This is a genomic window from Sulfurimonas hongkongensis, assembly GCF_000445475.1.
GTDB lineage: Bacteria > Campylobacterota > Campylobacteria > Campylobacterales > Sulfurimonadaceae > Sulfurimonas > Sulfurimonas hongkongensis.
In genome coordinates this window covers 26,416-53,242 of sequence record NZ_AUPZ01000014.1, presented here as the reverse complement: position 1 = coordinate 53,242, position 26,827 = coordinate 26,416, and the positions used below count along the sequence as shown (strand labels likewise).

General features: G+C 31.9%; 26 protein-coding genes, 6 tRNA genes and 1 riboswitch. Of the genes, 11 read left to right on the top strand and 21 right to left on the bottom strand.

The features are described from left to right. Positions 1 to 109: 109 nt before the first annotated feature. The 5 genes from M947_RS22030 to M947_RS22010 form a co-directional block, all read right to left on the bottom strand. Positions 110 to 430: a hypothetical protein gene (locus M947_RS22030; RefSeq protein WP_021288328.1), complete on the bottom strand. Its 321-nt coding sequence runs from the start codon at positions 428 to 430 to the stop codon at positions 110 to 112. Positions 431 to 497: 67 nt separating this feature from the next. Then, positions 498 to 4,304: a hypothetical protein gene (locus M947_RS22025; protein WP_021288327.1), complete on the bottom strand. Its 3,807-nt coding sequence runs from the start codon at positions 4,302 to 4,304 to the stop codon at positions 498 to 500. Between the two features lie 80 nt (positions 4,305 to 4,384). Then, on the bottom strand, positions 4,385 to 4,630 hold the full coding sequence (gene brnA / locus M947_RS22020) for a type II toxin-antitoxin system BrnA family antitoxin (protein WP_021288326.1): 246 nt from the start codon (positions 4,628 to 4,630) through the stop codon (positions 4,385 to 4,387). Further along, complete coding sequence (locus tag M947_RS22015) at positions 4,620 to 4,880, bottom strand: BrnT family toxin (protein ID WP_021288325.1); 261 nt, start codon at positions 4,878 to 4,880, stop codon at positions 4,620 to 4,622. Before M947_RS22015 ends, brnA (M947_RS22020) begins: the two co-directional genes overlap by 11 nt. A gap of 139 nt (positions 4,881 to 5,019) precedes the next feature. Continuing rightward, a complete protein-coding gene (locus M947_RS22010; RefSeq protein ID WP_021288324.1) occupies positions 5,020 to 6,630 on the bottom strand; it encodes a hypothetical protein in 1,611 nt (536 codons plus the stop codon). Between the two features lie 282 nt (positions 6,631 to 6,912). On the opposite strand from M947_RS22010, the gene M947_RS22005 reads away from it, so the two are divergent. Beyond that, on the top strand, positions 6,913 to 7,881 hold the full coding sequence (locus M947_RS22005) for an integron integrase (RefSeq protein ID WP_021288323.1): 969 nt from the start codon (positions 6,913 to 6,915) through the stop codon (positions 7,879 to 7,881). On the opposite strand, the gene M947_RS23795 is transcribed toward M947_RS22005, so the two are convergent. Together M947_RS23795 and ileS are read right to left on the bottom strand one after the other, a co-directional pair. Continuing rightward, positions 7,859 to 7,990: a hypothetical protein gene (locus tag M947_RS23795; RefSeq protein ID WP_021288322.1), complete on the bottom strand. Its 132-nt coding sequence runs from the start codon at positions 7,988 to 7,990 to the stop codon at positions 7,859 to 7,861. The two genes, M947_RS22005 and M947_RS23795, sit on opposite strands and share 23 nt — an antisense overlap. Beyond that, on the bottom strand, positions 7,983 to 10,742 hold the full coding sequence (gene ileS, locus M947_RS22000; RefSeq protein ID WP_021288321.1) for an isoleucine--tRNA ligase: 2,760 nt from the start codon (positions 10,740 to 10,742) through the stop codon (positions 7,983 to 7,985). The genes M947_RS23795 and ileS overlap by 8 nt, the downstream gene beginning before the upstream one ends. A 146-nt stretch (positions 10,743 to 10,888) precedes the next feature. Here ileS and M947_RS21995 point away from each other — a divergent pair, with 146 nt between their 5' ends. The 8 genes from M947_RS21995 (at position 10,889) to M947_RS21960 (ending at position 16,645) form a co-directional block, all read left to right on the top strand. Continuing rightward, positions 10,889 to 11,977: a CinA family protein gene (locus tag M947_RS21995; RefSeq protein ID WP_021288320.1), complete on the top strand. Its 1,089-nt coding sequence runs from the start codon at positions 10,889 to 10,891 to the stop codon at positions 11,975 to 11,977. A gap of 74 nt (positions 11,978 to 12,051) precedes the next feature. Beyond that, positions 12,052 to 12,127: transfer RNA gene (locus M947_RS21990), tRNA-Lys, on the top strand. A 221-nt stretch (positions 12,128 to 12,348) separates the two neighbouring features. Next, positions 12,349 to 12,425: transfer RNA gene (locus M947_RS21985), tRNA-Asp, on the top strand. Positions 12,426 to 12,671: 246 nt separating this feature from the next. Continuing rightward, positions 12,672 to 12,747, top strand: a tRNA-Val gene (locus tag M947_RS21980). 132 nt (positions 12,748 to 12,879) lie between these two features. After that, a tRNA-Asp gene (locus M947_RS21975) sits at positions 12,880 to 12,956 on the top strand. A gap of 137 nt (positions 12,957 to 13,093) precedes the next feature. Continuing rightward, positions 13,094 to 13,170: transfer RNA gene (locus tag M947_RS21970), tRNA-Glu, on the top strand. Between the two features lie 33 nt (positions 13,171 to 13,203). Beyond that, positions 13,204 to 13,279: transfer RNA gene (locus M947_RS21965), tRNA-Val, on the top strand. Between the two features lie 333 nt (positions 13,280 to 13,612). Then, positions 13,613 to 16,645: a MutS-related protein gene (locus M947_RS21960; protein WP_021288319.1), complete on the top strand. Its 3,033-nt coding sequence runs from the start codon at positions 13,613 to 13,615 to the stop codon at positions 16,643 to 16,645. A gap of 78 nt (positions 16,646 to 16,723) precedes the next feature. Here M947_RS21960 and brnA (M947_RS21955) read toward each other — a convergent pair whose 3' ends face one another. The 13 genes from brnA (M947_RS21955) to M947_RS21905 all read right to left on the bottom strand — a co-directional run bounded on the left by brnA (M947_RS21955) (position 16,724) and on the right by M947_RS21905 (position 22,999). Continuing rightward, positions 16,724 to 16,996, bottom strand: coding sequence for a type II toxin-antitoxin system BrnA family antitoxin (gene brnA, locus M947_RS21955; RefSeq protein ID WP_021288318.1), 273 nt, complete (start codon positions 16,994 to 16,996; stop codon positions 16,724 to 16,726). After that, complete coding sequence (locus M947_RS21950; RefSeq protein ID WP_021288317.1) at positions 16,968 to 17,261, bottom strand: BrnT family toxin; 294 nt, start codon at positions 17,259 to 17,261, stop codon at positions 16,968 to 16,970. Before M947_RS21950 ends, brnA (M947_RS21955) begins: the two co-directional genes overlap by 29 nt. A 483-nt stretch (positions 17,262 to 17,744) precedes the next feature. Then, positions 17,745 to 18,041 (bottom strand): zinc ribbon domain-containing protein, encoded by a 297-nt coding sequence (locus tag M947_RS21945; RefSeq protein ID WP_021288316.1) that lies wholly within the window; start codon positions 18,039 to 18,041, stop codon positions 17,745 to 17,747. Between the two features lie 169 nt (positions 18,042 to 18,210). Beyond that, on the bottom strand, positions 18,211 to 18,828 hold the full coding sequence (ribB, locus tag M947_RS21940; RefSeq protein ID WP_021288315.1) for a 3,4-dihydroxy-2-butanone-4-phosphate synthase: 618 nt from the start codon (positions 18,826 to 18,828) through the stop codon (positions 18,211 to 18,213). 93 nt (positions 18,829 to 18,921) lie between these two features. Then, a riboswitch (FMN riboswitch) is annotated at positions 18,922 to 19,065 on the bottom strand. An 88-nt stretch (positions 19,066 to 19,153) separates the two neighbouring features. Beyond that, on the bottom strand, positions 19,154 to 19,267 hold the full coding sequence (locus M947_RS23880) for a GNAT family N-acetyltransferase (protein ID WP_021288314.1): 114 nt from the start codon (positions 19,265 to 19,267) through the stop codon (positions 19,154 to 19,156). A gap of 63 nt (positions 19,268 to 19,330) precedes the next feature. Beyond that, entirely contained in the window at positions 19,331 to 20,212 is an 882-nt protein-coding gene (locus tag M947_RS23650) for an antibiotic biosynthesis monooxygenase (RefSeq protein WP_021288313.1), read from the bottom strand. Between the two features lie 242 nt (positions 20,213 to 20,454). Continuing rightward, positions 20,455 to 20,742: a type II toxin-antitoxin system RelE/ParE family toxin gene (locus M947_RS21930; protein WP_021288312.1), complete on the bottom strand. Its 288-nt coding sequence runs from the start codon at positions 20,740 to 20,742 to the stop codon at positions 20,455 to 20,457. Continuing rightward, positions 20,739 to 20,984, bottom strand: a complete 246-nt coding sequence (locus M947_RS21925) for a hypothetical protein (protein ID WP_021288311.1) — start codon at positions 20,982 to 20,984, stop codon at positions 20,739 to 20,741. Before M947_RS21925 ends, M947_RS21930 begins: the two co-directional genes overlap by 4 nt. Before the next feature lie 68 nt (positions 20,985 to 21,052). Then, the gene (locus M947_RS21920) at positions 21,053 to 21,481 is read right to left on the bottom strand and encodes a P-loop NTPase family protein (protein ID WP_021288310.1); all 429 of its coding nucleotides are present in this window, start codon (positions 21,479 to 21,481) and stop codon (positions 21,053 to 21,055) included. A gap of 49 nt (positions 21,482 to 21,530) precedes the next feature. Beyond that, positions 21,531 to 21,956 (bottom strand): hypothetical protein, encoded by a 426-nt coding sequence (locus M947_RS21915; protein ID WP_021288309.1) that lies wholly within the window; start codon positions 21,954 to 21,956, stop codon positions 21,531 to 21,533. Positions 21,957 to 21,960: 4 nt separating this feature from the next. Then, complete coding sequence (locus M947_RS23555) at positions 21,961 to 22,143, bottom strand: hypothetical protein (RefSeq protein WP_156022387.1); 183 nt, start codon at positions 22,141 to 22,143, stop codon at positions 21,961 to 21,963. A 311-nt stretch (positions 22,144 to 22,454) separates the two neighbouring features. After that, positions 22,455 to 22,784 carry a type II toxin-antitoxin system RelE/ParE family toxin gene (locus M947_RS21910; RefSeq protein ID WP_021288306.1) on the bottom strand — a complete coding sequence of 110 codons (330 nt, stop codon included), beginning with the start codon at positions 22,782 to 22,784 and terminating at the stop codon, positions 22,455 to 22,457. Further along, positions 22,781 to 22,999, bottom strand: a complete 219-nt coding sequence (locus M947_RS21905; RefSeq protein WP_021288305.1) for a hypothetical protein — start codon at positions 22,997 to 22,999, stop codon at positions 22,781 to 22,783. Before M947_RS21905 ends, M947_RS21910 begins: the two co-directional genes overlap by 4 nt. Before the next feature lie 1,095 nt (positions 23,000 to 24,094). Between M947_RS21905 and M947_RS21900 the strand changes: the two genes are divergently transcribed. After that, entirely contained in the window at positions 24,095 to 24,556 is a 462-nt protein-coding gene (locus M947_RS21900; RefSeq protein ID WP_021288303.1) for a DUF2231 domain-containing protein, read from the top strand. A 72-nt stretch (positions 24,557 to 24,628) separates the two neighbouring features. On the opposite strand, the gene M947_RS21895 is transcribed toward M947_RS21900, so the two are convergent. Further along, complete coding sequence (locus M947_RS21895) at positions 24,629 to 25,534, bottom strand: hypothetical protein (RefSeq protein WP_021288302.1); 906 nt, start codon at positions 25,532 to 25,534, stop codon at positions 24,629 to 24,631. A 175-nt stretch (positions 25,535 to 25,709) separates the two neighbouring features. On the opposite strand from M947_RS21895, the gene dapE reads away from it, so the two are divergent. Continuing rightward, complete coding sequence (gene dapE / locus M947_RS21890; RefSeq protein ID WP_021288301.1) at positions 25,710 to 26,807, top strand: succinyl-diaminopimelate desuccinylase; 1,098 nt, start codon at positions 25,710 to 25,712, stop codon at positions 26,805 to 26,807. Positions 26,808 to 26,827 lie beyond the last annotated feature (20 nt).

Below are 26,827 nucleotides of genomic sequence, written 5' to 3'. Positions count from 1 at the left end.
GTTTTGTAAGTATAACGGTCACGCAGTGAGCGGATAACGTTTGAGTTGAGAAATATTTGAGCCGCAAGGGTCAAATATTTCTCTCCAATGATTTGTTATGTATTTATGATTATTCATCTATTCTTTTATCACATATTTGTTTTATTTCATTAGCATTAGAACGAAACCATTTGTATGCTTTAGCTTCTGAGGAGTTAGAATTCATTAAATCATTATGTTTTTTCATTGTTATAGCAATCGAATCTAACTCTATGCCATTAGACATAAATTTTTCATGCGATTCTATGTCTAAATATCCTTCATTTAATGCTTGAACTTTGATACATATATTTTCAAGGTCTTCACCAGTCTTATAGTGTGAATATATTGAAAAAATTAATAAGCCAACTAATATCCAAACACCAATATTTTCTATAAATTTATTTTTCATAACTACCTTTTCCTATACATAACGGTTGACTTCACTGACAGGGGAACCTGTTCGGTGCAAGGATTTGTTATAAATTTTCATCTTGTTGTAAAAACTTACCTAAATCATCAATCAAAACAAAGTCAACTTTTTCTTTGTAAAATGCAGAAATGTATAGCGTATTAACAACAAAGCCTTTTTTAACTTTCCATCCACTTTTATCTTCTATTTTGAAATGCTTTAGTATTTCATCTTTATTTTCTTCAATAAAATCAAATTTTTTATTTAACTTTATTAAATATGATTTTTTGCCTTTAAGAAACTTATTCAACTCTCTATCTATCGCTGACATGTGGAGTTTCTTATTTACATTTTTAGCATCCATTATAAATACCATTTTGGTATTGGGATTTATAACAAGTAAATCTATTTCTCCACAAGATGGCTTCTGTTGAAATTTTTTAGAAAGTGTTTGGAATTTATCTATATTGCATCTGACAAACTCTTCACCTAAAGACTTTACAGCTTCCTTACATGTCAAAATTTCTAGATCTTTATCAAGTTTATCATGAATTTTAGTTAGTTCTTTTTTTACCAAATTTGTATCATCAATACTAAAAGGACTATCCCCTTCAAATAATGGAAAAGTCCAACCATCTATAGCATTTAAAAGTAATTGATGTCCAAAAAGATATTTGTCATCTATTCTTATAAAAGGAGATAAGTTTAATCTTTCCTTTTTTCTCATCAGCCTATCGATACTATAATCAATATATTTGTAATTACTATATGTTTTAAAGTCCAATGATAAAAACGCTAATATTTTTTTTATTTCACCAAGTGCTACCGTTTCTTTAAAAATATTTTTTAAATGTTCAAATATTTCTTCTACTGATAAAAGAGATAATGGAAAATATGAGTCTTTTTTAATCTCAAATCGTCCTAGAGCCATCATGACTTTTATCATATTCTCTAAATAAAACCCATACTCACTATTCCATGCTGAATTTAATTGTTCATTAAAAGGAGATGATACTTTTGTATTTTCCTCTTCTTCTGATGATTCTGTAATTGTAGATTCATTTTTAGCTGAAATGATTTGTGAACTTGTAGTTTGCTTATAATGTGCGTTAAAATCAATATCTGAAGATTTATCTATATCTATCAATTCATAGGAACTTGTAATCTCAATACCAGTTTTCGCTAAACGATAATGTAATTGATCACTTCTTTGGATTGTTTCATTTATTATTTTTGAACATGCCATTAGATAATACCAATCATGTTCAGAAATACTTTTAGCACCTTGTGGTGTTACTTTTAAAGTAGTATGCAAAATATGTTTAGCTGAAACTGCTAATTCAGACGTTTCAATTTTTTCTTTGTAATATCTTTCATGAATATCAAACTCTATATATTTTTCTACATCAAACTTCATTTGATTTTTTTCTTTTTCTCTTTTGCCTTCTATATATTCAATTTGTTTATAAGCATATATTAAGATGGAACTATCGAATTGACTAATTCTATCTTCTAGTTTTTTTTGTAAAAATTCAAAAATTAAATTATTAAGTTGTTTGGCATCTTCTACCCAATACTCTTTAGACTCAATACTAAGTTGTTTAAGATAGTTAACCATCTCTTGGTTAACATTTGCGATAAATGATGGTTGAAACAATAAAGGTTTCTGATAACCTTCAAGTCTAGCATTATCAACAGGTTTGTTTTCTAAAACAAAAGCTCTTTCTTTTATATCCCAAATATTTTCAATAAATTTAGATACCGAGTTTTTTTGAGATTGAATATTTAATGCAAGCAGTAAAGATTCAATGAATTTTTTAAAAATATATTTCTCTGGATTTATATGCTCTTTGTATCCAAATGTATTTTCTAGTCTTTCCAATTTAGATGTAATTACAACAGCTGTAAAAATTTCATTATAGATATATTTACGAATTTGCGAAGAAAAAACAATATTTTCTTTATCATCTATTTTATTCGCATATTGTAATAAATGTTCTAAATCTTCATTTTGTTTCACAAAACTATCTGGGAAAATAGATATCATAAAATCTTGAGTGTTGATATCAAAACTAAAATTCTTTAAAAATTCAAAAATACTTTCTTTATATCTATCTATATAAAAACTTAAAAACTCTGCTATAAACATAGATACTCTTATCTCTTCATCTTTTAGATTAAATCCATTAGAGGGATAAACTATCCATATAAGTTTGTTTTGATGTTTCACACACCGACCACCATCTATCATTGAAGTATCAATATATTCATAAGTCGAATTACCAAGATGAGCAATTCTATTAAATTTATTGGGAAAACTAGATTCAACTAATTCATAAATATTGTCTTGATATTTTTCATAAAGGTGTTTATGGTAAAAATCACTCCAAGAATGAGTAACAAACATCATCAAATCAGGTTGTTGACCCATTATCGCAAATGATTCATTTTCGTAATAAACTGCAAAGCTATCAAGTGCATCCATTTGTATAGGGTTATTATTGTGCAAAGATTGTCTTTTTTCTGCTTCTAAATATTGCCAAAGTGTTGTATTGTTATCTGTCTCTTTTTCACTAAGTAACTGCAAAATAGGTTTTATATCTAAAGAGTTATAAATAAAAATATTTTTTTCTTTCCAATCCTCTGCAAAACCTAACATATAGTTTAAAGTTAGTTCTTCAAAAATAATCATAATTTTAATTTCAGACATATCAATAGGTGTTTGATTCATGTTAACCATATGTTTTTTTCTCTCGAAACGAAACATAAAAAGTTCATCTACCAATTTCATTTTTTCTAACTCTTCAAATGATTTCTGTGCAATATCACCTATAGAATTTTGTAAATTATTTGAATGAGGAATGAATTTAAACAAAATAACTTTATTTGAGTCAATTTGAGCTAACGTATCAAAATATTTTGAATGAATATTTTTTGACATATCCATTAATCCATCTAGTCTATGTGGAGGACTAAAAAAATATGAAAGCATCTTCATCATTCTTTGAAACATAGAATCATTTATTCTATCCATGTATTGAAATTTTTCATTATATATTATTTTTGATGTTAAGTTATAGATAGTTTCTATGTGCGATTCAAATGGAATAATAAAAAACTTATTGTCAATCTTTGTATATAATCCATTAAAATTATTTATACCCATTTCATAAAAATATATTGAGTCTTTTAAGTCTGTATCATCAGTTTCTAATTGAGGAATTTTGGCATTGCTAACACTATCATCAATGCCAAAATCAAACATTTTTTCTGTTTCTGTTAAAGGAGGTATTTTTTTGGAGTTATGCAGGTGCTTTATATCTACACAATCAACTTCAAAAAAAGATTTATATTTATTAAAAAACTCTAAGCTCGGTATATACATGGAAGTATTTTCAGACTGAGCCTCGTAGTCACTTCTCAACTTAGTTAAAATATCTGTTTGTCGTTGTAACGAAAATAAAAATTCAGATTTAATATTATTTAATTCTTCAATATTTACTGAAAAAACAATTTCATGAAATTGTTTTAAAGCTTCGTAAGGTCGTTCAAGTGATCCATAAAAGAAATAATACTTTTCCCCATCTAAAAAAAGTGGTATTAATTTAGCCTGTTTAAATGGTTCAAAATCTTCCATCATTAAAAAATGATTAGAATATTTTTGCTCAAACCAAGATATAAATTCTTCAAACTCTTCTCTTATTAATATTTTATTTGAAAATTTCTCTTCATTGATTGATATAAGGGTATGAATAAGTAACTCACATCTAATCCCAAATTTCTGATTTGAAGGATGAACCATAGAAACAATTAACCATTGGTAAAACTCTTTTTTGTTGTATTGAGTAAATTGTTCTATTAATTCATTCTGCAAGATAAGTTCCTTTTGTATCTATAACGACTATAGTGAGCTAATAAGTTGCCGCTAGGTAATTTATTGGCTACTATGTTTTATTATACAGCTTCTTTGTGATGTTCAATTTGCATAATTTTGTCAGCTAACCAAGTTTTTATGATTGCTTGACGACTTACTCCAATGTGTTGTGCTTCTTCATCAAGTTTTTTAACCATCCATGTAGGAAAGTCAATATTAATTCTTTTTGGTTCTAAGTTAGGTCGTTTAATCGTTGATAAATCAAGATAATCTATTATATCTTTCTCATTTTCATCAAAGATTTTGTCAAATTCTTCAGCTTTCATAGATTTCAATCTCCTTTTTTCTTGCTCTTCGTGCAGAGATAATTCTAATTTTATCTTCACGAATTGTTGAAACAACAGTATAAAACTTGGAGTTAATTTTGCCAATGTTAATAAATCTTTCTTCATCTTCATAAGATGTTAAAATTTCAACCATCCTATCATCATTCCATAGAAGTTTAGCATCTTCAAAATCAATTCCATGCTTTTGCTTATTTGATAAGCTTTTGTTACTATCATATTTATATTTCATATAAGAAGTATATCATTATTATATGAAATAGTAAAACTGTGAGAAAATTTACTGTGACTGTGGATGTATAACGGTTAAAATGAGCAATCAGTAACCCGCGTGCGGGTCACTGATTGGCTCCTCTGGTTTGTTATGTAATCTACTCAAAAAAAGAAAAAAACCTTTTGAATAAATTTTTTTCTTGAGATATTTTTACTGCTTGTACTTCTTTTTCAAATGATTGAATATCCGTTTCTTTTTGTGTAATAATCAATTTTTCTTTATTTAGTTCATCTTTTTCATAGTCTTTCATCATCTGCTCCAACTTTTCAATATCCATTTGAAACATACTATTACACGCATTACAATAGAACCTCTGAATGTATCCATTTTTACGTCTTCTTTTATCTTTTTTATGTATATTTGTTTTTTCTCCGCAATTTGGACATTCTACGTGTCTTAACCATTTTGCTCTTTCAAGTTTTTTATTACTTGTTGTTTCATCTATGATTTTATTATTTAATTGACTGTTTTCAATCTCTTGTTTAACAAGTTGATAAAGTTCATTGAATTTATTTTTTTCAAACAAAGTAGAAGTCATTTTAATATTGAAATTAGATTCTAATTTTATGAGTTTCATTTTTGTATTATCAAATATGTGTACTTTATACCAGTCAGGTATATTTTCATGCATATATTTGGAATCTTTAATTAAATTAATTCCATACTGCAATCCATCACCTTTTAGTATCCAATCATTTTGATTTAATGTTGATTCTTTCACAACAAAATTTAAATTTTTTAATGCTTTATTGAATTTCGCAGTTGTAATATCTATTGAAAATTCTTTTATTAGATGTTGAAGAGTATTATAGTTACCAAGTATTGAGTTTTTTACTTTTTCGTATTCGTCCCAAGATAATCCGTCGGGATGATTATAAATATTTTGAATATCATATAAATCACCTTCATAATCCTGAACCAAAATATAGCTTTTTTCTATAGCAATTTTTCTTTTTTGTTTTAATTCTTCTTCATACTTTTGCCTCTCATTATCTAATCTTTCTTGTTCTTTTTGTTTTTTGTTTTCAAGAAATGATTTAGCATATTTATAATCTCTAGTGTATTTAAATATTTTTCCGTAATACATTTCAATGATTATTTCATCGTTTTTTACAATAATATGTCTAACTTCATCTTCCAAAGAATAATCACTTGTTGATTCATAAAGACAATAATATATTCCGTCAGGCGACGGCTCATATTGGTCATCTTCTATTGAAAATTGAATATTTTGTTTACTCGGAATAACCTCTTTAATGTAGTTGGCTATATCTTGTTTCTCTTTGCCTTGCAGGGGTAAAGGAATAGTGTCAAAGCGTTTTTTAAAAAAAGCTTCGATTTTTTCGTATCCTATAGGTTTGTTTTGTTTAGACCACCAATTTTCACCAGTATAGCTATCATTTAAATATCCATATCTCGTACCATCTCCATCAAAAACATCTATCCAGCTAACACTACCTAGTAAAGTAAAATTACCTATCTCAATGATTTCATCAAAGTCTCTTTTAAAACCCCATTCTTTTTCTTGATAAAATTCAATAGACTCTTTAAATTTTGATATTCCAATTGGTAAATTATTTATATCAAGTTTATTGATAATATGTTTACATAATCTTCTTGGGTCATTTAATTTATATTGCCATCTTGTCTCTTTCCAGTCAGGACAAGAACAAGTAAGTTTGACAATATCTGTATTATATTCATTCATGGGCAATCTTTTTTACATAACTATTTAATCAAACACATTCTATATAAAACGACCTTAAATACAACAATTAACAATCACATTTAATGTGTGTTAAAAATGCAAATTTATCAAAAAGTATGTCATTTTGTCATATTTTTTAGTCAAAAGATAAAAATACTATAAAGTGTTTAAATATTATATGTGTGTTAAGTAGATTTTAGAGAGTTTAATACACACTTTGTGAGTTAAATGTTGCATATAGTACTTAACACACAAAATGTAGCTTAAGCGGAGGGGTTTTTTATGGAAGTTAAAAAGAAATTGTTGGACATAGTAAGAGATAAGATTCGTTTTAAACACTATAGTTTCTCAACTGAAAAAACTTATGTGCATTGGATTAAGCATTACATCTTATTTCATCACAAAAAACATCCCATCGAAATGGGTAAAGCAGAAATAGAACAGTACCTTACTAAGTTAGCGGTAAAAGACAGAGTTTCGCCAACGACTCAGAACCAGGCTTTTAGTGCTATCTTATTTTTATACAAAGAGGTGCTTGGTGTTGATATAAGCGAGTGGAATATTCAGGCATTTCGTTCTCAAGAAAGAAAACATATACCAGTTGTGCTTACAAAAGATGAAGTGAAAAGAGTACTACAAAATATACCTATGGACTATAGTGTTATAGTACATCTTATGTACGGATGTGGGTTAAGAATGAATGAGGCTTTAAATCTCAGAATAAAAGATATTGATTTTGGATATGAAAAAATATATATTTGGGATTCAAAATCTTTAACAGACAGAACTATCCCTCTTCCTAAAAAGCTAAAAGAGCAGCTCTTAGCTCAAGTAAGGCTAGTTGAAAAGCTGCATAAAAATGATATAGACAATGGTTTTGGAAGTGTTTATTTACCTTACTCTTTAGAAAAAAAATACCCATCAGCAAAGTATGAAACCAAATGGCAGTACCTATTTCCTATGAAAAACATATCTAAAGACCCAAGAACACATGAAAAAAGAAGACATCACATCCATCCGCAAACTTTAGGACGAAACATAAAAGCAGCATCTCAAAAGGCAAACCTAAACAAGCGTGTAACTTCACATATTTTTAGACACTCTTACGCTACGCATCTACTACAAGCTGGGATAGATCTCAGGAGTATACAGGAGCTTTTAGGTCATAAAAGTGTTGAGACAACCATGATATATACTCATGTAGTGAGTGAGATGAACAAGGCTAAAGTTATAAGCCCTTTGGATTTCTAGACTTCTTCCCCATCTTAACAAACACAATAGCAATAGCAATTCCTACAAATATCACAGCTACTGTAACTGCGATAAATGTAGCTGAAACTGGCTCTGCAAAATTAGGCATTTACAACTCTTGCACATCTCTCGCATGTTTCATCTTCATTTGCTGCTTGGTACTTCCAGCATCTTGGGCACTTGTGAGCAGTTGCTTTTGTGATGGTAAATGAGTCATCACCAACTTTGAAGCTTCCTAGAGACTCTTTTTCTTCTTCATCAGATACTTTTGAGACTACAAACCAGTCCTCAGCATCGGTTGAGTCCATGTCGAGGATTGCTTTAGAATTACATGAGATGGCTAACTCTAAAGTGTTTTTTATGATTTTTTCTTTTTTAAGTGTATCTACTATAGTTGCAAAACTCTCTCTTGCTTTTACCATATACTCTTCATCAAATGAAGTCTCTATCTCTTTTATCTCTTCATAAACCATATCAAAGATGCTCGATGCATCTCCTTTTATGATAGCAGGAGCATTCTCAACTATCTCATCTGCTGTATATGTGAGTATCGGAGCTATTAGAAGTAGCATCGACTTTGTGATGATAGCCATCGCACTTTGAGATGCTTTTCTCTTTTTGTCACTCTTTGCATTACAGTAGAGTGAGTCTTTTGTCATGTCTATATACATTCCGCTTAACTCATTTACTATAAAGTTGTTTAGCAGACTCATTCCATGAACATAGTTGTACTCAGAAAATGACTTATGAGAGTTGTTAAAAACTTCTCTAGCAACGCTTAGTATCCATCTATCTAGCTCTCCCATCTCCGAGTACGGGCTTAGAACTTCAAGGTCGTTGATGTTTGCAAGCATGATTCTAAAAGTATTTCTGAGCTTTCTATAGTTTTCGGAGTTTTGTTTTAAAATACCCTGAGAAATCTTCAAATCCCCTTGATAGTCACTAGATGCTACCCAAAGGCGAAGTATCTCACTTCCATACTCTTTTAAAACTTTCTCAGGAGCGACAACATTGCCTTTTGATTTTGACATCTTCTCGCCCTTTTCATCGACTGTGAAACCGTGAGTTAGGACTCCTTTGTAAGGTGCTTGATGTTCAACCGCGGCACTTAAAAACATAGAAGATTGAAACCAACCACGATGCTGGTCACTTCCCTCTACATAAAGATCAGCTGGGTAATCGCCAGCATCGTAGTTGCGAGACTTTAAAACACTATACCAAGTTGAACCACTATCAAACCAAACATCTAAAATATCTGTTACTTTTTCAAGCTCGTCCGCCTTGTAGCCGCTTCCAGGATATAAAAGCTCTTCTATAGACATCGAGTACCAAGCATCACTACCTTGCATCTCAAATATCATAGCTACAAAGTTTAAAACCTTCTCATCAAAGAGAACTTCACCACTGGATTTAACTCTAAAAAATGCTATAGGCACACCCCAATCTCTTTGGCGAGAGATACACCAGTCAGGGCGATTTGCTACCATGGATTCTAGTCTTTTTTTACCTGTTTTTGGAAAGAAAAGAGTCTTTTGGACTTCACTAAGAGCTATCTCTCTTAGAGTCTTGTCTTGTGTCTTTGGTTTTTCATCTACAGATATAAACCACTGCTTAGTTGCACGAAAGATAAGAGGAGTGTGACTTCTCCAGCAGTGTGGATATGAGTGAGTAAACTTTGACTCATAAAGAAGCGCATCGCCTAAAAGTTCTAGGATTTTATCGTTACACTTAAAGATAAGTTGTCCTACAAACCCCTTGGGATTTGGAAGAAGCTTCTCTTTTACTACGGTCTCATCAAAGCATCCAGTCTCATCAACTGGCATAAGAACTTCTAAGCCGTACTTTAGTCCAACTCTATAGTCATCTTCACCGTGTCCTGGAGCAGTGTGTACACAACCAGTTCCACTGTCCATCATTACATGATCGCCTAAAACTACTGTAGAAGTTCTACCGTTTAGTGGGTTGATTGCTTTTTTGTTCTCTAGAGTTTTAGGGTCTATCTCTTTAGCTATTTCGCCTTTTACAACTCCTAACTCTAGTAGTGATTCGTGCAGATCACGAGCTACAATAAAGCCATCAGTAGTTAGTGCGTACTTCTCCTCTGGGTTTAAAGAGATGCCTGTGTTTGATGGAAGAGTCCACGGTGTAGTTGTCCAGATGACAAGGGCAGCCTTGCCACTTAGTCCTGTCTCTGCTTTTGCCTCATCGCTTAACTTAAATGCTACATAGATAGAGTGAGACTCTTTGTCCTCGTACTCAACTTCCGCCTCTGCAAGTGCAGTTCTTTCAGCCCATGACCAGTAGACTGGTTTGCTACGCTCTATAAGAAGTCCAGCTTTTGCAACACTGCAAAGAGTTCTGTATATATTTGCCTCAAATTTAAAGTCCATAGTCACATAAGGGTTTTCCCAATCAGCCAAGATACCGAGTTTTTTAAACTCATCTCTTTGTATATCTACAAATTTTCTAGCATGCTCACGACAAAGTTCTCTTACTTTAGAGACTTCTAAAAGCTCTTTTTTCTTTTTGCCACCAAGTTTTTTCTCAACTTGTTGCTCGATTGGAAGACCATGACAATCCCAACCCGGAGTAAAACGGACAGACTTGCCGGCAAAATAGTGTTGTTTTACAATGATATCTTTTAAAATCTTGTTTAGTGCATGACCTATATGAGTGTTTCCGTTTGCATATGGAGGTCCATCATGAAGAGTAAAACTAGGTGCATCTTTGCGGTTAGCTTTCATCTTTTCATAGACTTTGTTTTCATCCCAAGCATCATATCTTAAAGGCTCATTGTTTATCAGATTGCCTCTCATGGCAAAGTTTGTAGTAGGTAAAAGTAGTGTCTCTTTGTAGTCCATCTGTATCCCATATAGAGGGCATCTCTAGAAGCGCCCAATAGATTAAAATTTTTGGATTATATCTTTTGTGTCTTTAAAAGCTTCTTTAAAGCAAAGAATGGTGCTATAATAAGCCGAATTAAAATCTGATAAAAAGGCTATATTTAATGAAGCTGCATCTCATATTTATTGGCAATAAATTTTTTTACAATACCTCGCTCCAAGACTATATTATAAGAAAAGTGAGACAAAAGTGTGACTTTATAGACTCCATAACCTACTTTAAAGAGAGTGATAACTCACTTTTTTTGTACCTTGAAGAGGAGATAAATACAAATAATAAGCTCCTCATCATAACAACAAAGCAAAACTTCTCAACCATAGGAAAGCTTATCTGCACAGTTACAAGTGACAACCAAATTCTAAAAGATAATATGCTTATTCCCTCAAATAGTTCAGCTTATGAAGATAACAGTTATCTTTTAGAGTATAAAGATGCGATGATAAATGTGCTTCATATAGATGAGATGCAAAAAATGCCAGAGGTCTTATTAGCTGCACAGGAAAATAGTGCAGTTGTGCATATTTTTGAAAAAACTGGGGATGAAGCAAGTAGAATTTTAAATCCAATAGCTCAAACATTTGATGTCAATATAGATGTCATAACTCTTATAGATGGCTGGCTTAGAGTGGATATTGTGAGTAAAAAGTTTGGAGAGATGTCAAATTTTATAAGATCAGCAAAACAACTTTTACCCCAAAACCTTATAGCCGCTTCAAATATGACTCATTACATCATAGAGACACTCTCAAGAGCTCAAAAAAGAGTAACTTTTGCAGAGAGTTGTACAGGTGGGCTTTTATCTTACTACTTTACAAGAGAAAATGGAGCTTCTAAAATCCTTGATGGTGCACTGATTACCTACTCAAACTCCATAAAAGAAAATTGGCTCGCAGTAGATGCTAATATCTTAGAGAAAAATGGAGCTGTAAGTGCTAAGGTAGTAAAAGAGATGTGTGAGGGTGCTCTAAATGTAAGTAGTGCAGACTATGCACTAGCCGTTAGCGGTATAGCAGGAGACACTGGAGGAACTGAATATAAGCCAGTTGGAACTGTTTATGTGGGAGTTAGCTCAAAAACCCATCACGCTCATATGCACTTAAGATTAGATGGAGATAGGAACTATGTACAGAGACAAAGTGTGTTATTTGCGATAAAAATGCTTATTTTAATAGACAAAGAGATATTTTTTTAAATTTAGTCACAAATATCTTGACTTCTAAAATCTATTTGTCTATAATTTCGACCTCTTAACTATAAGAGGGTAAAGTCTTGTTAGCTCAGCTGGTAGAGCACGTCACTTTTAATGATGTGGCCGATGGTTCGAATCCATCACAGGACACCATTTATTTTGTACGCGAAACGAGCAAAAGCCCGTTTCACTACGTTAACACTAGGTTTTACTCAGCGTAAGGCTCATCGAACTAGTTCGATTTTAGTTATAGTATACAAAATTGCGATTATTTGAACTGCTTGTTTTTGCTTCGCCAAAAACTTCAGCACAACTAATTCAAAAAACAAATATTGATAAATTCTTGATTTTTGTTTTAATCAAGAAAAAAATCAGCGGTGGTAGTTCAGTTGGTTAGAATACCTGCCTGTCACGCAGGGGGTCGCGAGTTCGAGTCTCGTCCACCGCGCCATTTTTTGATTATTTGCACTCAAAACTTTGACTCATGTACTACAGTACACTTCGCCAAAGCTTTAAGCACAACTAATTCAAAAAAACTATTTTATACGCGAAACGAACAAAGTCCGTTTCACTACGTTAACACTAGGTTTTACTCAGCGTAAGGCTCATCGAACTTGTTCGATTTTAGTATTAGCAACTTGTTTAAAAACAAGTGACAATTTAGTTCTTTGATATTTTAAAATATTGTTTAAAAAATGGGCGTTTAGCTCAGTTGGTAGAGCGCTACCCTTACAAGGTAGATGTCACTGGTTCGAGTCCAGTAATGCCCACCATTTTTTGATTATTTGCACCCAAACTTCTAACTCACATACTTAAGTATGCTTCGCTAGAACTTTAGGCACAACTAATTCAAAAAACAAATATTGATAAATTCTTGATTTTTGTTTTAATCAAGAAAAAAATTAGCGGTGGTAGTTCAGTTGGTTAGAATACCTGCCTGTCACGCAGGGGGTCGCGAGTTCGAGTCTCGTCCACCGCGCCATTTTTTGATTATTTGCACTCAAAACTTTGACTCATGTACTACAGTACACTTCGCCAAAGCTTTAAGCACAACTAATTCAAAAAACAAGTTTTGAGATTTTCAAAACAAAAACTTATAAGCCTTATGTTTATGAAAGTGACCCTTTCGTCTAGTTGGCCAAGGACGCTATCACTTCATGGTAGAGACAGAGGTTCAAATCCTTTAGGGGTCGCCACAAACTGTTGGTGTAATAAATAGTTTAAAAGATGGGCGTTTAGCTCAGTTGGTAGAGCGCTACCCTTACAAGGTAGATGTCACTGGTTCGAGTCCAGTAATGCCCACCATTTTTTGATTATTTGCACCCAAACTTCTAACTCACATACTTAAGTATGCTTCGCTAGAACTTTAGGCACAACTAATTCAAAAATTATTTTTGATTATTTGCACCAAAACTTTTAACTCACATACTACAGTACACTTCACTAAAAACTTCAGCGCAACTAATTCAAAAAACAAGTTTTTTCATCTTCAAGTTCAAAACGTTAACTAACAATTAACACCTTACCACTCAAATTTTAACATCACAAATCAACTTACTAAACAAATCTTGCTCCTCTTAGTTTTACGCACTTTTATATGATATAATTGCCGCATATTTAACAGTGGAAAAGTACTATATGCTCTCATCAGATGTAAGTTTTATACTTAACAACAAAGAAAATTTATTAACTCAAACATATTTTGAACTCCAAACTCATTTTGAGAAAAAGTACGGCAAAAATACCGTTGTTTTTATGGAGATTGGAACTTTTTTTGAGGTTTATGAAGTTAACAACGATGAGTTACAAGTTGGTAAAGCAAAAGAGATGGCTGAGCTTTTAAATATCCAACTTACCAAAAAAAACAAAAGCATAGTTGAAAATTCAGTTAGAAATCCACTCTTAGCTGGTGTTCCCTCGGTCTCTTTTGAGAGATACTTAAACCGTCTTATCCAAGAGCAAAAATACACAATCATCATCGTAAAGCAAAAAGGAAATCCACCAAAAATTAGCAGATATATCTCACAAATTGTCTCACCCGGGACCAATTTTGAGCATATTGTGGACAATGATGATAACTTTATTGTCTCTATCTTAGTTGATTGCTACAGAGGCATCTACAATATTGGATACTCTGCCATAGATGTAACCACAGGAAAGACTTGGCTCTATGAGACACATGGAACAAGTGAAGATCCAGCATATGCACTAGATGAAGTTTTTAATCTTTTAAACATATATAGGACCTCAGAAGTAGTGCTTACTTTTTTAGATGGAGTGAGTGATCAGAGGCATGTTTTACAGTATCTTGAAATTGCCGAACATTATCACTACTGCATAAACAATAAGCGACCACGCATAGAGTTTCAAAATGAACTCTTCAAAGAAGCCTATCAAATCGAGTCACTACTCTCTCCCATAGAACACCTTGACCTTGAGCGAAACCCGATGATAACGGAAGCTTTAGCTATTTTAATCCACTTTGTAATAGAGCATGATATACATATAGTTCAAAAACTAAATACTCCGAAACTCATAGATAACCGCCGCTTTATGTACCTTGGAAATAATGCACTAGAGCAAGTTGGAGTCATCTCAAAAGATAGAAATGAATTTACACTTTTAAAGATGATGGACAAAAGTTCAACAGCTATTGGTAGAAGGCTTTTAAAAGAGAGGCTTCTAAACCCTATCATAGAAAAAGATGAGCTAGAACGTCGTTACAACCTTATAGAGAGGGTTTCATCCCATACAAGGTTTTTAGATGAGACTATGAGAGGGATTTATGACTTAGAGAGACTCTCTAGGCGGCTAAATCTTGGGCGACTTCACCCTTTTGAGATGAACCATATATATGAGTCGATGTTAAATGTAAAAGATTTGATGTTATATGCTAAAAAACATAAAATTCAAAAAACTCCTTTTCATGAGAGTGAGCTTGATGAGTTTTTAAGAGATATAACAAAAAGCATAGACTTAGATGTCTCTCGTCGTTTTACAAACAACAGTGTTGATGAAAACTTTTTGATGAGAGGAGTTGATGAGGCTGTAGATATCTTAGTCGAGCAAAACAGAGCTATGCTTATAGCATTTGGGGACATTATGGCTAAAATTGAGCAGATGCTAGAGAGTACAAATGCAAGTACATCTGGTCGCTTTGTAACTTTGGGGCTTTTAGAAAAAGAGGGTTACTATATCTCTCTTAGTAAGACTCGTTTTTCTATGATAGAGAGTGAGTTTAAAAAGCATGAAGAGTTTAAAGATTTTAGTGTTAAAAAGCTCACAAATAGCGTAAAAATAACCTCTGCCTTTACAGATACCATCTCTGACAATATCATGAAAAATCGTAGAAAAATCGTAGTCTTAGTAAAAGATAGATTTTTAAAACTTCAAGCTCTTTATGAGAGAAGATATTCTCTGCTTTTTGATAGAGTTATAGCCTATATTTCGGACTTAGATGTAGCTGTAAGTTCATCAAAAGTAGCACAAGAACATAACCACTCACGACCTATGATAATCGACGTTAAAGAGGATGAAAACTTTATGCAAGTTATGCAGCTAAGACATCCACTTATAGAGACTCAGCAAAGAGTTGGCATCTATGTTCCAAACGATATTGTAATGGGTAATCGCGCATATATGGACTTACCACATCCAAACACTGTAATGCTTGATGTTGGTGTGCATGATGGGCATGACATAAATGGTGTGCTTTTGTATGGTATAAACTCTAGTGGAAAGTCTTCACTTATGAAGAGTATCGCCATAGCTGTTTTGATGGCACAAGCTGGCTTTTTTGTAAGTGCATCTGTTATGAAGTTCTCTCTCTTTGACTCTCTTTTTACTCGTATAGTCTCAAAAGACAATCTTGCAAAAGGACTCTCAACTTTTGCAGTGGAGATGCTAGAGCTTAAAAATATATTTAACCGTGCAACAGTTCGCTCACTTATACTCGGAGATGAGATAAGTCACGGAACTGAGACACTCTCAGGCGTAGCTATAGTCTCATCTGCCATCATCAAACTCTCACAACTTCGTTCACTTTTTCTCTTTGCAACGCACCTGCATCAACTCTCAAGCATGAAAGAGATAAGCACGCTTGATAATGTAGTAAACTTGCATCTAAGTGTTGAGTACGATGAGCTAAAAGATGCACTTGTCTTTAACAGAGTTCTACAGGCTGGAAGTGGAAGTAGCATCTATGGTTTAGAGTTTGCAAAGTCTCTACATATGGATGAAGATTTTTTGAGTATTGCAAACAAGATAAGAAAAAGACTTGCAAATGACTTTGATGAGTTAGAGCTACTTGTAAAGAAAAAAACGAGCAAGTATAACAAAGAGCTTTATGTGACAAAGTGTGTTATTTGTGGAGCCATGGCAGAAGATGTCCACCACATCTCACAACGCTCACTTGCAGATAAAGCTGGTTTTATAGGTCACTTCCACCAAGACAACAAACACAATCTTATCCCTCTTTGTAAAGAGCATCATAACGAGATACACAACGGTAAACTCAAGGTTGATGGCTTTGTAATGACTTCAAAAGGTTTAGAATTAAAGTTTGAAGAGCAGATGAGTAAACCCAAAGAAGTTGAAGTAAAAGAGCCAGAAATTAATAATCCTAAAGCTCAAGATGACTCTGATGAATTTGTTTTGGATGATTGGGATTAACGGTCACGCAGTGAGCGGATAACGTTTGAATAGAGCCAATGAGTGACCGCTAGGTAACTTATTGGCTCCTATGTTTTGTTAACTTATTTTTTTAAAGCTCCCAGTTTCTTCTTTTAATCTTTCAGCAATCCAAACTTTAATAATTGATTGTCTTGTTACTCCAATCTTCTTAGCTTCCTCATCAAGTAAGTTTATTATCCATTCAGGGAAGTCAACATTGACTTTTTTAGTCTCCGTTTTTAGTTTTTTTATATCTTTAAGTCTTATTGCAGATGAGAAATCTAAATACTCAGTAATATCTTCACTATCATCAAACTTTTTATCAAACTCTTGGGCCGTTATCTTTTTCATAATTTTTTTCCTCATTTTTTCTGCATCTTCTAACACTAATAATTCTGTATATATCACTTCTTAGTGTAAAAATAGCTATATAGCATTTATTTTGAAATTTTGAAATTAAAGCATATCTTATTTCTTCATCTACAATATTTGCAGGAATAATAAGTGCATTTTCATCTCGCCATAGATTTTGCGCATCTACGAAATCAATTCCATGTTTTTCTTTATTGATTTGGCTTTTGATTGCCTCCTCTGGTTTGTTAGCACGGTAAATCATATTTTACCTTAGTAGAAAAATCAATGTTGGGCAAAAGAATAGCAATATCATTCCTATGCCTAGCAAATAGCCTTTTTTAGGATTGAAGTCCTCCAGAATCTTTGTCCATGACAAACGGAAGACTGCCTTTCCAAAATATATATCCAATAATGTCATCGAGCAGACCCAGATCAATCCTATGATAAAACACTCGGAGATGTCCTTTGGTCCAATCCAGGGTAAAGAAAACCAGGCTATCGTATAGAAAATAATGACACCGAAAAAAAACTCATCTGTTTTCCTCTACGGCGTCCAAAATGTCGTTGTAAATACCTCACGCGAAGATTCCCGTTCAACACTTCGCCTCCTGCGATGAATAGCCAATAATAAATGTCTTTAAAAGTATGCCTGTCCTTTAGGAATGATTTTCCAAGCTAAATTCAGTTAACGTTTGTCTTGATCGATAATTTTAAATTATTGTGTCTCCTCGTTTTTGTTATGTTTTTATATCATCAAATATTGTGAAATCAAATTCCCAAAAATGGTTAGTTTATTTGTAACTGGTATTGCACCAAGTTTAATTGGAATAATTTTATCTCTATTAATATACGCAATAGGGTCACTAATCTTTTGATAGTTTACAGATATATTATCAGAAACTATTGTATTGTTTTGACCAAAGTTTAAATTACCGTCTCCATTTATAGTACTAAAAGCATTAACAACAGTTAAGGATTCGCCACAAGTATTACAAAAATTTGCATCTTTAATATTTTCATTACCGCATTTTGAACAAAACAAAGATATCCTTTAATTTAATTTGACTGAACATAACTTTTAAGGAGAGCAATATTTGACCCGCACTAGGGTTAAATATTGGCTCCTATAAGACTGTTAAATAACTAAATAATCACACTAGCCAATAAATAACCATTAGAACATTTATTGACTATGAAGTTTTATTATCTTTTCAATAGTTAATTATATCTTCTACACTAATAATAGGCATAGCGTATTTTTCAGAAAATTGTTTAATATCGTCTTCTTTTGCCATTGTTCCGTCGTGATTTGTTATCTCACATAAAACTGCAAAAGGTTCTAACTTTGCTAACTTCATCAAATCAACACTAGCTTCAGTATGACCGGCTCGACCTAAGACACCGTTTTCATTCGCCCTTAATGGAAAAATATGTCCGGGAGAGACAATTTTAAATGCTCCATCGCTAGAAATAGCAGACTTAATTGTTGTAACTCTATCTTGGGCTGACACACCTGTTGTAACATTATCTTTTGATTCTATTGAAACAGTAAACGGTGTTTGAAATTTTGAGTTGTTATCCTGAACCATCATTGGAAGTTGAAGTTCATCAACTTTTTGTTTAGTTAAACATAAACAAACTATCCCGCTACACTCTCTTATTAAAAGTGCCATTTGTTCTTTTGTTAAATTTTGCGCAGAAAAAATTATATCTGCTTCATTTTCTCTATTATAATCATCTACAACAATTACGCCTTTACCTTCTTTTAAAGTTTGAAGCGCACCATTTACTCTCGATTTAAAATCGCCATTCATCATTTTTTGATTCATTTTAGTTATACCTTTAATTTAAGTAAAACTTATTGAATCAGGGCTAATGCTAAAAGCAATACTATCCTAATCATTTAACAATAAAAAGATATATTATTTTCTCTTCCATCCAGACTTTAACTGTTGGTTTTGGATTTACACCAAATCTGCTGACCTTTATAAAATAAAGCGCTCGTGGACTTCTATTTTGAAATAGTTACCACCAGTAAGGAATTTCACCTTGCCCTGAGAAATAAATTTGAATAATTTTATCTAAATTATTATTAGTAGAGAATTAGAAAGATAACGCCGCCTTTTTGTGCCATTCCATTGCTTTCTTCTCGGCTTACAATTTAGGAAAAAATTTCATTACATCAGGATCTGAATTTAGTTCCGCGAAAACTGGTAAATCTTGCTCCCTCCATTGTCGCAATATAATTCGACTTGTTTCTAATTCCATTACCTTCAGATTCCTACCTTATTAATGGTTTATAACGTTGAACCTGCAGGGTCAACTATTTCTCTACGAGAACTTGTTATGCGCCTTAATGCTTAACAACTCGTTTGCTCCTTTTTGAAACTCATAATTTGTTTTAATTATTTTCGTTTCAAAACTTTTTTCTTTCAGTATTTCTAGAATTGGTTCTAAATATTGTGACTTTTTATTTTTTAAATCAAGAAGTGGAAATATTTTAACTTCTTTTTTTGATACTCTACACATCTCTAATATTGAATCAACATGAAATTGTAAATCAAAATGTTCACTGTATAAAAATAAAAAATGTGAACTTAATACTAAATCAAAACTATCATCTTTAAATGATAGTTTTGGTAGTTCATTGTAAATATACCTTTTTTCTTCTTTTCCATTTTCATAATCTTTGATAAAGTCACTCATAGCTGTTAATCTAATATCAATTAGTTCATCAACTGATTTAATATTTTCCCAAACATAATCATTTTGATTTTGCTTTAGTTCTTCACTAACAACTGATGATGTTTCATCTATTCTTATTTGTATTTCATTTTTTGTAAATTGATAAATTGGGTCAATTGATGTAACATTCCCATTTAGTTTTAAAACTTCAAAATTAAAACTTGATGGACCATCTCCACAACCTAATATTTTATATTGTTTATACCAAAGTTCTTTACCTAATTTTTGTGCTTCTTGATGTTCTAAATTTGATTTCCAATTTAAAATAGATTTTTCATCTTTCCAATACGAAACTGTAATTCCTAGTTCTTCTCTTGCTGAATCAAATCCTAAGAATCCATTTTGTTGAGATACTAACTTTACCATTCTATCTGACATTTTACTATAACTTTTATCTTCATCAATCTTTTTTGATGTAAATATAACTGCATAATATGGTGGTTTTGGTGTATCAATTATATTTGTCATTATTTAATAGTTTTTTTTTGTGCATAACGGGGGCGCGGGTCACTGACTCCCGAATTAAAAATTTTAATTTTTCATTTGGGTGCTCTGTGCATCCGCTTGTTATCTGGCGCTGTGCGACAGATGACTAGCGGGTGTTCAACCCGCGCCCCCGTTATCCGGTCACGCAGTGAGCGGATAACGGTTGAATATAGCCAATAAATTTCCGCTAGGTAATTTATTGGCTACTATGTTTTGTTGTATCTTTATTGCTGTGGTGGCTTGTTTTGTTTAAAAATTCTTAAAATTTCTATCTCTTGTTTTATAGGTCTTACCCTGTAAACTATCGTATATTTTTTAAATGTCATATTTCTAATATTTTTATTATCAAAATATTGTGATTGTTCATATTGATATGGATTATTTGGAATGAGGTTTATATTTTCTTTTAGCTTATTTTTAAAATTCATACTTGCACTAGGTTTATCTTGTGCAATGTACTCTATTATTTGTTTTAATTGTTGTGAAAAAGTTGGCTTGTGAATGATTTTCATTTTTGTAATGATTGAGTAAAGTTATCTATATCATCCCAAAAATCTTCATTGCTAATCATTTTAACTTTGCCATTGTCAATATCATCAATATCTTGTAGAAGTTGTTTTTTTCTTTCATAGAAAAATGGATCATATTCTAAGTTTTTATCTTTTGTTACTTGCACTTTATCTTTATAATGCTCAATTATTGCTAAAAAATCTTGTACAAAATTATCTTCTATATTTACTGTTAATGTTTGCATAAAAAATCCTATTTTTCTCATTATAACAGAACTAAAATAAAAATAGATTGAGTTGTTTACTCTTGTTTTTATATCAATTTTAATTTATATGCCAATTCATATAACTCTTCTGCTTTTAAGATATTTAACTTATTAGAGTCTTTTTTGTTTCTATATGTTGAAGTCCAAATAATATTTGCATTATTTTCTTTTGCTTTATTCTTATGAATTTTTACAGTTTCACCTTTTGTTCTTGAAGCACCGTAAAGTAAATCTATTGTATCGTATTTGTCATAGACTAAGTCTAACTTATTTTTTAAATCAGCATTATCTCCCATACTAACTATGACTATGGTTTTATTGTTAACTTCAATTTTAATAATAAAATCATAGTCTTCTAAGGTTCCTTGTAAGAATTCAAATTTTTTATATTTTGTTATTAAAAGTTTTCCTAATTTTCTTAAAGTTGTTGTTTTTCCTGAATTTGCGGTTCCTTGTAAAATTATTGTCCTACTCATTATATTTACTCCTATTAATTCATGCTATCGGTAAAGATAGCATGGGTTGTTAAAATTTAAAAACATATTCTGCAACTTTTGTCAGAGTTCTATAGTCTGTTGAATTTGAGGAATCTGCCTCTAACTCTTTTTTGCCATTTTTATCCTTTACTACAACATGGACTATTTCCATACAAGCACCTTTTTCAAGCTCTTGATAATTAGTATCCATTAAAATAGTTTCATTATTAACTTTAAAAATTAATTGTTTTCCACCTGTTCTTGGATACATTTCATAGGTTCCTTTTCCAAGAAGTTGATTGTAATAATCCCCAACTTCACTTATGGCACCTTGAGACATAGTATATATATTATCACTAGTTTCAACACAAACTGGAAGTTTTCCTGCTTGTTCATCAGTAACATTTGTTTCGGAGCAACCTGTGATTATCAGAGACAAGAATACTCCAATAGCTAAAAAGTTTAATTTTTTCATGATTCTAACCTTTTAATGATGCTATTATCATTTGAGAAATAATAGATACTACGATAATTATTACGACTGTAATACCAACATTTGCCCATTTAAACTCTTGTTCACCAATTGGTAATTCTTTTTTTGCTTTCATACCTCCATAAATCCCAGTAAATATTGAAAACAATGGCATTATTCCGCCAATCACAGCTATAATAATTCCTATTTTTAGGTTACTGTCAAGCGCAATCCAAAAATGTACCAAAACGCAGTGCAAAAAAGAAGCCTAACCAGCTCCAGCCTTTTTTTTCTTCAACTTGATTTTCTGACATGAAAATCCTCCTTATGATTTTTCGACTACAAAAAAATAGTCTTATTTAAAATCACTTTAGAGGTGATGACTTTAGATACAACCCGCGCCCCCGTTATCCGGTCACGCAGTGAGCGGATAACGACTGAAGATAGCCAATAAATTGCCGCTAGGTAATTTATTGGCTACTCTGTTTTGTTATATCTTTACTAGTCAATTTTTTGAAGAATTAAATTATCAATCTCTTTTTCCGTTAAATTTTCTAGCTTACTTTTGTCATAAATATATAGTAGTTGAAGTTCATTATTTACAATTGCAAGATAGCTAATAAGTCTATATCCTGCACTTTTGCCTTTGTTTTTATCACTATTTTTGATTCTTGTTTTGAAAATATTTGATTTTAATTCAGTTCCTAAATCTTCTTTGGAACTTATGGAGTTTAAAAAGTTATCAATGTCATTGTCTATATGTTTGTATTGCTTAGAAAGCTTTTTGTATGCTTTTTTATAAAGTAATTTTTCTACAACTTGAAATTTCATTTCAAATTATCAATTTCTATAAACTTATTAGTTTTATGTCCATCTTCTTTGATAGATGAGTGTAGGTTTTGTAAATCATTTAAAAGCTCTTTTTCATAATCATTGTAACCATCAACTATTGTATAGTTTTCTACAATATTATCTTTTTTAAAAACTTCTAATAGCTCTAAAAAAATAGATGCTTTAATATCATTTACACTTAATTGAAGTTGCATAACCCATCCTTCTCTAATTTTGTATATATTATATCAAAACTTAGGTGAGCTTCACTTAAGTTTTGATTTTAACTGAACAAGAGAAAAGGTGCGATTATTAACCTTTTTTCTTGTCGCCTTCTTTTTGAGCTGGTGTTCTGTCATTTCCACAATTGCATCTATAGTCATGACTGCCATCAGTTTTTTCACATTTAGGCTTACAAGTTTCTTCTGCCATAAGAGCTCCTATAATCGTTAAAAGTTAGCATGCACAACAAGCTGTACAACAATAACATGTGTCGCAAATTTCTGTTTCGCGAACACTTTCTTCGCATCTTTCACATGTTCTTAATTCCATAGAAAAACTTACAAATTTAATCTTTTTGAACTTAAGCTTTAAATCCTCCTTTTTAAATATTTACCAACTTTTTTCAAAATAGGCATATTCAAACTTCCAGATAGGTTGGACTTTTAGATATAACGGGGGCGCGGGTCACGGACTCCCGAATTAAAAATTTCAATTTTTCATTTGGGTGCTCTGTGCATCCGCTTGTTATCTGGCGCTGTGCGACAGATGACCAGTGGGTGTTCAACCCGCGCCCCCGTTATCCGGTCACGCAGTGAGCGGATAACTATTTAATCAAACACATTATATGTAAAACAATCTTAATTAACATAAATAACTTATATATTTTTTGTGTGTTAAAAATCTGAAAACAGTTAAAATTATCATATTGTTGATAAAGATTATGAAAAGTGTATATTACTCTTAAGCTTTGAGCGTATATTAAATGCTGTATATTCAAATAAAAGAACATTATGTGCGTTAATTGGCAGATTTCTTGCATAACACACAAGATGTTACTTGAGTTATGAATACAAATCAAAAAATATTAACAGAAAAATAATTTTAGCTTATTTAATATTAGCTTGATTTTTAAGGGCTTACTTCTAAATTAATAAGTGAAAAAAGTGAAGGTTAATTTACTTGTATTTATGCTAAATAGGCACTTTATGACTGTTTTGCTTTTTGGTGTTAGTTATTAACTGTAATTAATATTGAATTAATTTTCTTGATACTATAATCTTTCTATTCTCTAAAGAAAAGGAAAAAAAATGAATATATTACATCCGCCGTTTGTACATTTCGTAGTGGCCTTACCCCTTATCGCTTTGTTTTCCCAATTTACATATTTTGTTACAAAAGATAAAGCCTATTCCAAAGCAGCATTTCGAATTGTAGGTTTTGCAATGTTGGTATCATTTCTTGCAATAATCAGCGGAATAAATGATGTAGAAAAGATTATAGAAAATCAAAATATTGTTCAAGAAGGGATAAGTGCTTTAAATACTCATAAAATATTCGGCTTTGTTGTTGTAGCTATCTTAATTGCAACTTCTGTAGTAAAGTGGTTTGCTATTTCCAAAAATTCAGCTCTTTATGAGAATATCTCTTTTGTATTGATAGTAACTTTAGTAACAGTTTCACTCTATCAAGGCAGAAGCGGAGGAATGCTTGTTTACAAATATTCTGCAGGTATTGATAATGATGTTATTATACAAAGAGGAATTGAGTAAAGGGAGGGTGTCTTTTTGTTTTTTTAACCTCCCATCTAGATGATGGGAAGAAGAGACAGTACTTTGAGCTAACTACTCTGTAAGTTCACTAAGTATATTTTTAATCATATCTTGAGTTTTGCGAACTGTTTTAATAGTAGCATCTTCTTTGATATCTAAGTCACCGATCCAGTTTTGTATAGATGGATAAGCTATATGCACAGTGTCATCACCTTTTTTCTTATAGATAACTACTGAAAAAGGAGCATAAGCACCGGCATCTGGATGATTTTTGGATACTGGGTAGATGGCATTAAATCTTATGATGGAGTATGTGTCAAAGAAGTCATAAGCGTCATGCTCAAAGACATAAGACTTTGGAACTAAAAATCCAACTGGACTTATTTCAGCTTCAAATTCTTCTTTAAAACTCTCTTTTGCATACTCATATGTATCACCATCTTCGAGTTCAAACTCTGTTGTAAACTCAGTTACTAAAGCTTCACTTGCCCCATGATTTACACTTAGGTATTTACCGTTTGGGAGTGCTTTGTGAAGTGCTACATCTACTAACTTTGAGTATGCTATTAAATCTGGATTTGTAAGAGGAATATTTGTGATTCTTGACATTCCATGTAATGAAAGAGTAGAGATATTAATATTATCTTTAGCATCTACATAGATTGACATAGTAAGTGGCGTTATTACACCAATACTTGGATATTTGTCCATAAGTTTTTTTAACAATTTATCATTTGTAAATATTGCTAAGTTGTACTTTTTATGATGAACCTTGCCATATCTTTTAGAAAAAATCGAGTTCATATTGTTATTTACGTCAACTTTTAGCCCAACATCTCCAAATGCTTTTTGAATCGTTTTAGCACTGATTGCTCCATTTTTATTTTCAACACTAAAGATTTGAAGATTTTGCTCACTTGCAAAACTAACACCTGCACTTAATACTAAACCTATAAAGGCCATATATATCTTTTTCATCACTATCCTTTAAATTTTCATAAATAAGATTTTACTATATTAATATGTAAAACATCTTAACATCTACGTGCCATTGCAAATGAATCTCTACTTTTAAAATTAAAATAAATCAAAAGACCTTTATTATTTTAAAAGTGTATAATTGCGTTTTTTAGACTAGAAATAAGAGTGTTTTATGAATGTAGTAGAACTTTTTAAATATATGATAGCTCAAAAGAGTGAGACTCCTGATGATGGTGGACTTTTAAACTTTATAGAGAGTTATTTGCCTGAGTTTACATCTAAGCGTGTGGATGTTGAAGATGTTAAAAATCTCTTTATCTATAAAAAATTTGGAGAGGGCGAGCATCTCTGTTTTGCAGGTCATGTTGATGTAGTTCCTGCTGGTGATGGATGGGATACTAACCCTTATGTCGCAGTAGAAAAAGACGGTTATATTTACGGTCGTGGCACCCAAGATATGAAGAGTGGTGTAGCCGCATTTACTCAGGCTGTAAAAGAGACAAAAGAGTTTAAGGGAACGCTCTCACTTTTGCTAACTTCTGATGAGGAGGGCGATGCCGTAGATGGAACTATAAAAGTTTTAGAATATTTAAAAGAAAATTCAATGCTTCCTGATGCTGTGGTAGTCGCTGAGCCAACTTGTGAGAAGAGTTTTGGAGATGCTATAAAAGTAGGGCGAAGAGGCTCTATAAATGGTTACATCACTTTAAAGGGAAAACAAGGTCACGCTGCTTATCCAGAGAAGGCAATAAACCCTATTCACAACATCGCTCCAAGGCTTTTAAGTATGGCTGGGGTAAATTTAGATGCAGGGGATGAGTTTTTTTCTCCTAGTAAGTTTGTTATAACTGATATTCGTTCAGGGATGCAAGTAACAAATGTCACTCCAAATGAGCTAAAGATGATGTTTAATGTAAGAAATACAACTCTTACAACTCAAAAAGAGGTAAGTGACTTTGTAGCTAAAAACTTAAATGGCTTAGAGTATGAGCTAAAACTTACACAAGGCTCTTACCCATTTAAAACAGATACTGATACAAAGCTTGTAAAAAAAATAGATGAGGCGATAGAGAGCGTAGTTGGTAAAAGAGCTAAACACTCAACTGCTGGAGGGACTTCAGATGCAAGATTTATCTCTGCTAAGGGTGTTGATGTTGTAGAGTTTGGAGTTATAAATGATACTATTCATGCAGTAAATGAGAGAACTAGTGTTAGCGAAGTGCAAGGTCTTTTTGAAGTCTTTAAAAAACTTATAAATATTTGGAAATAGGGCATGAAGTATATAATAGT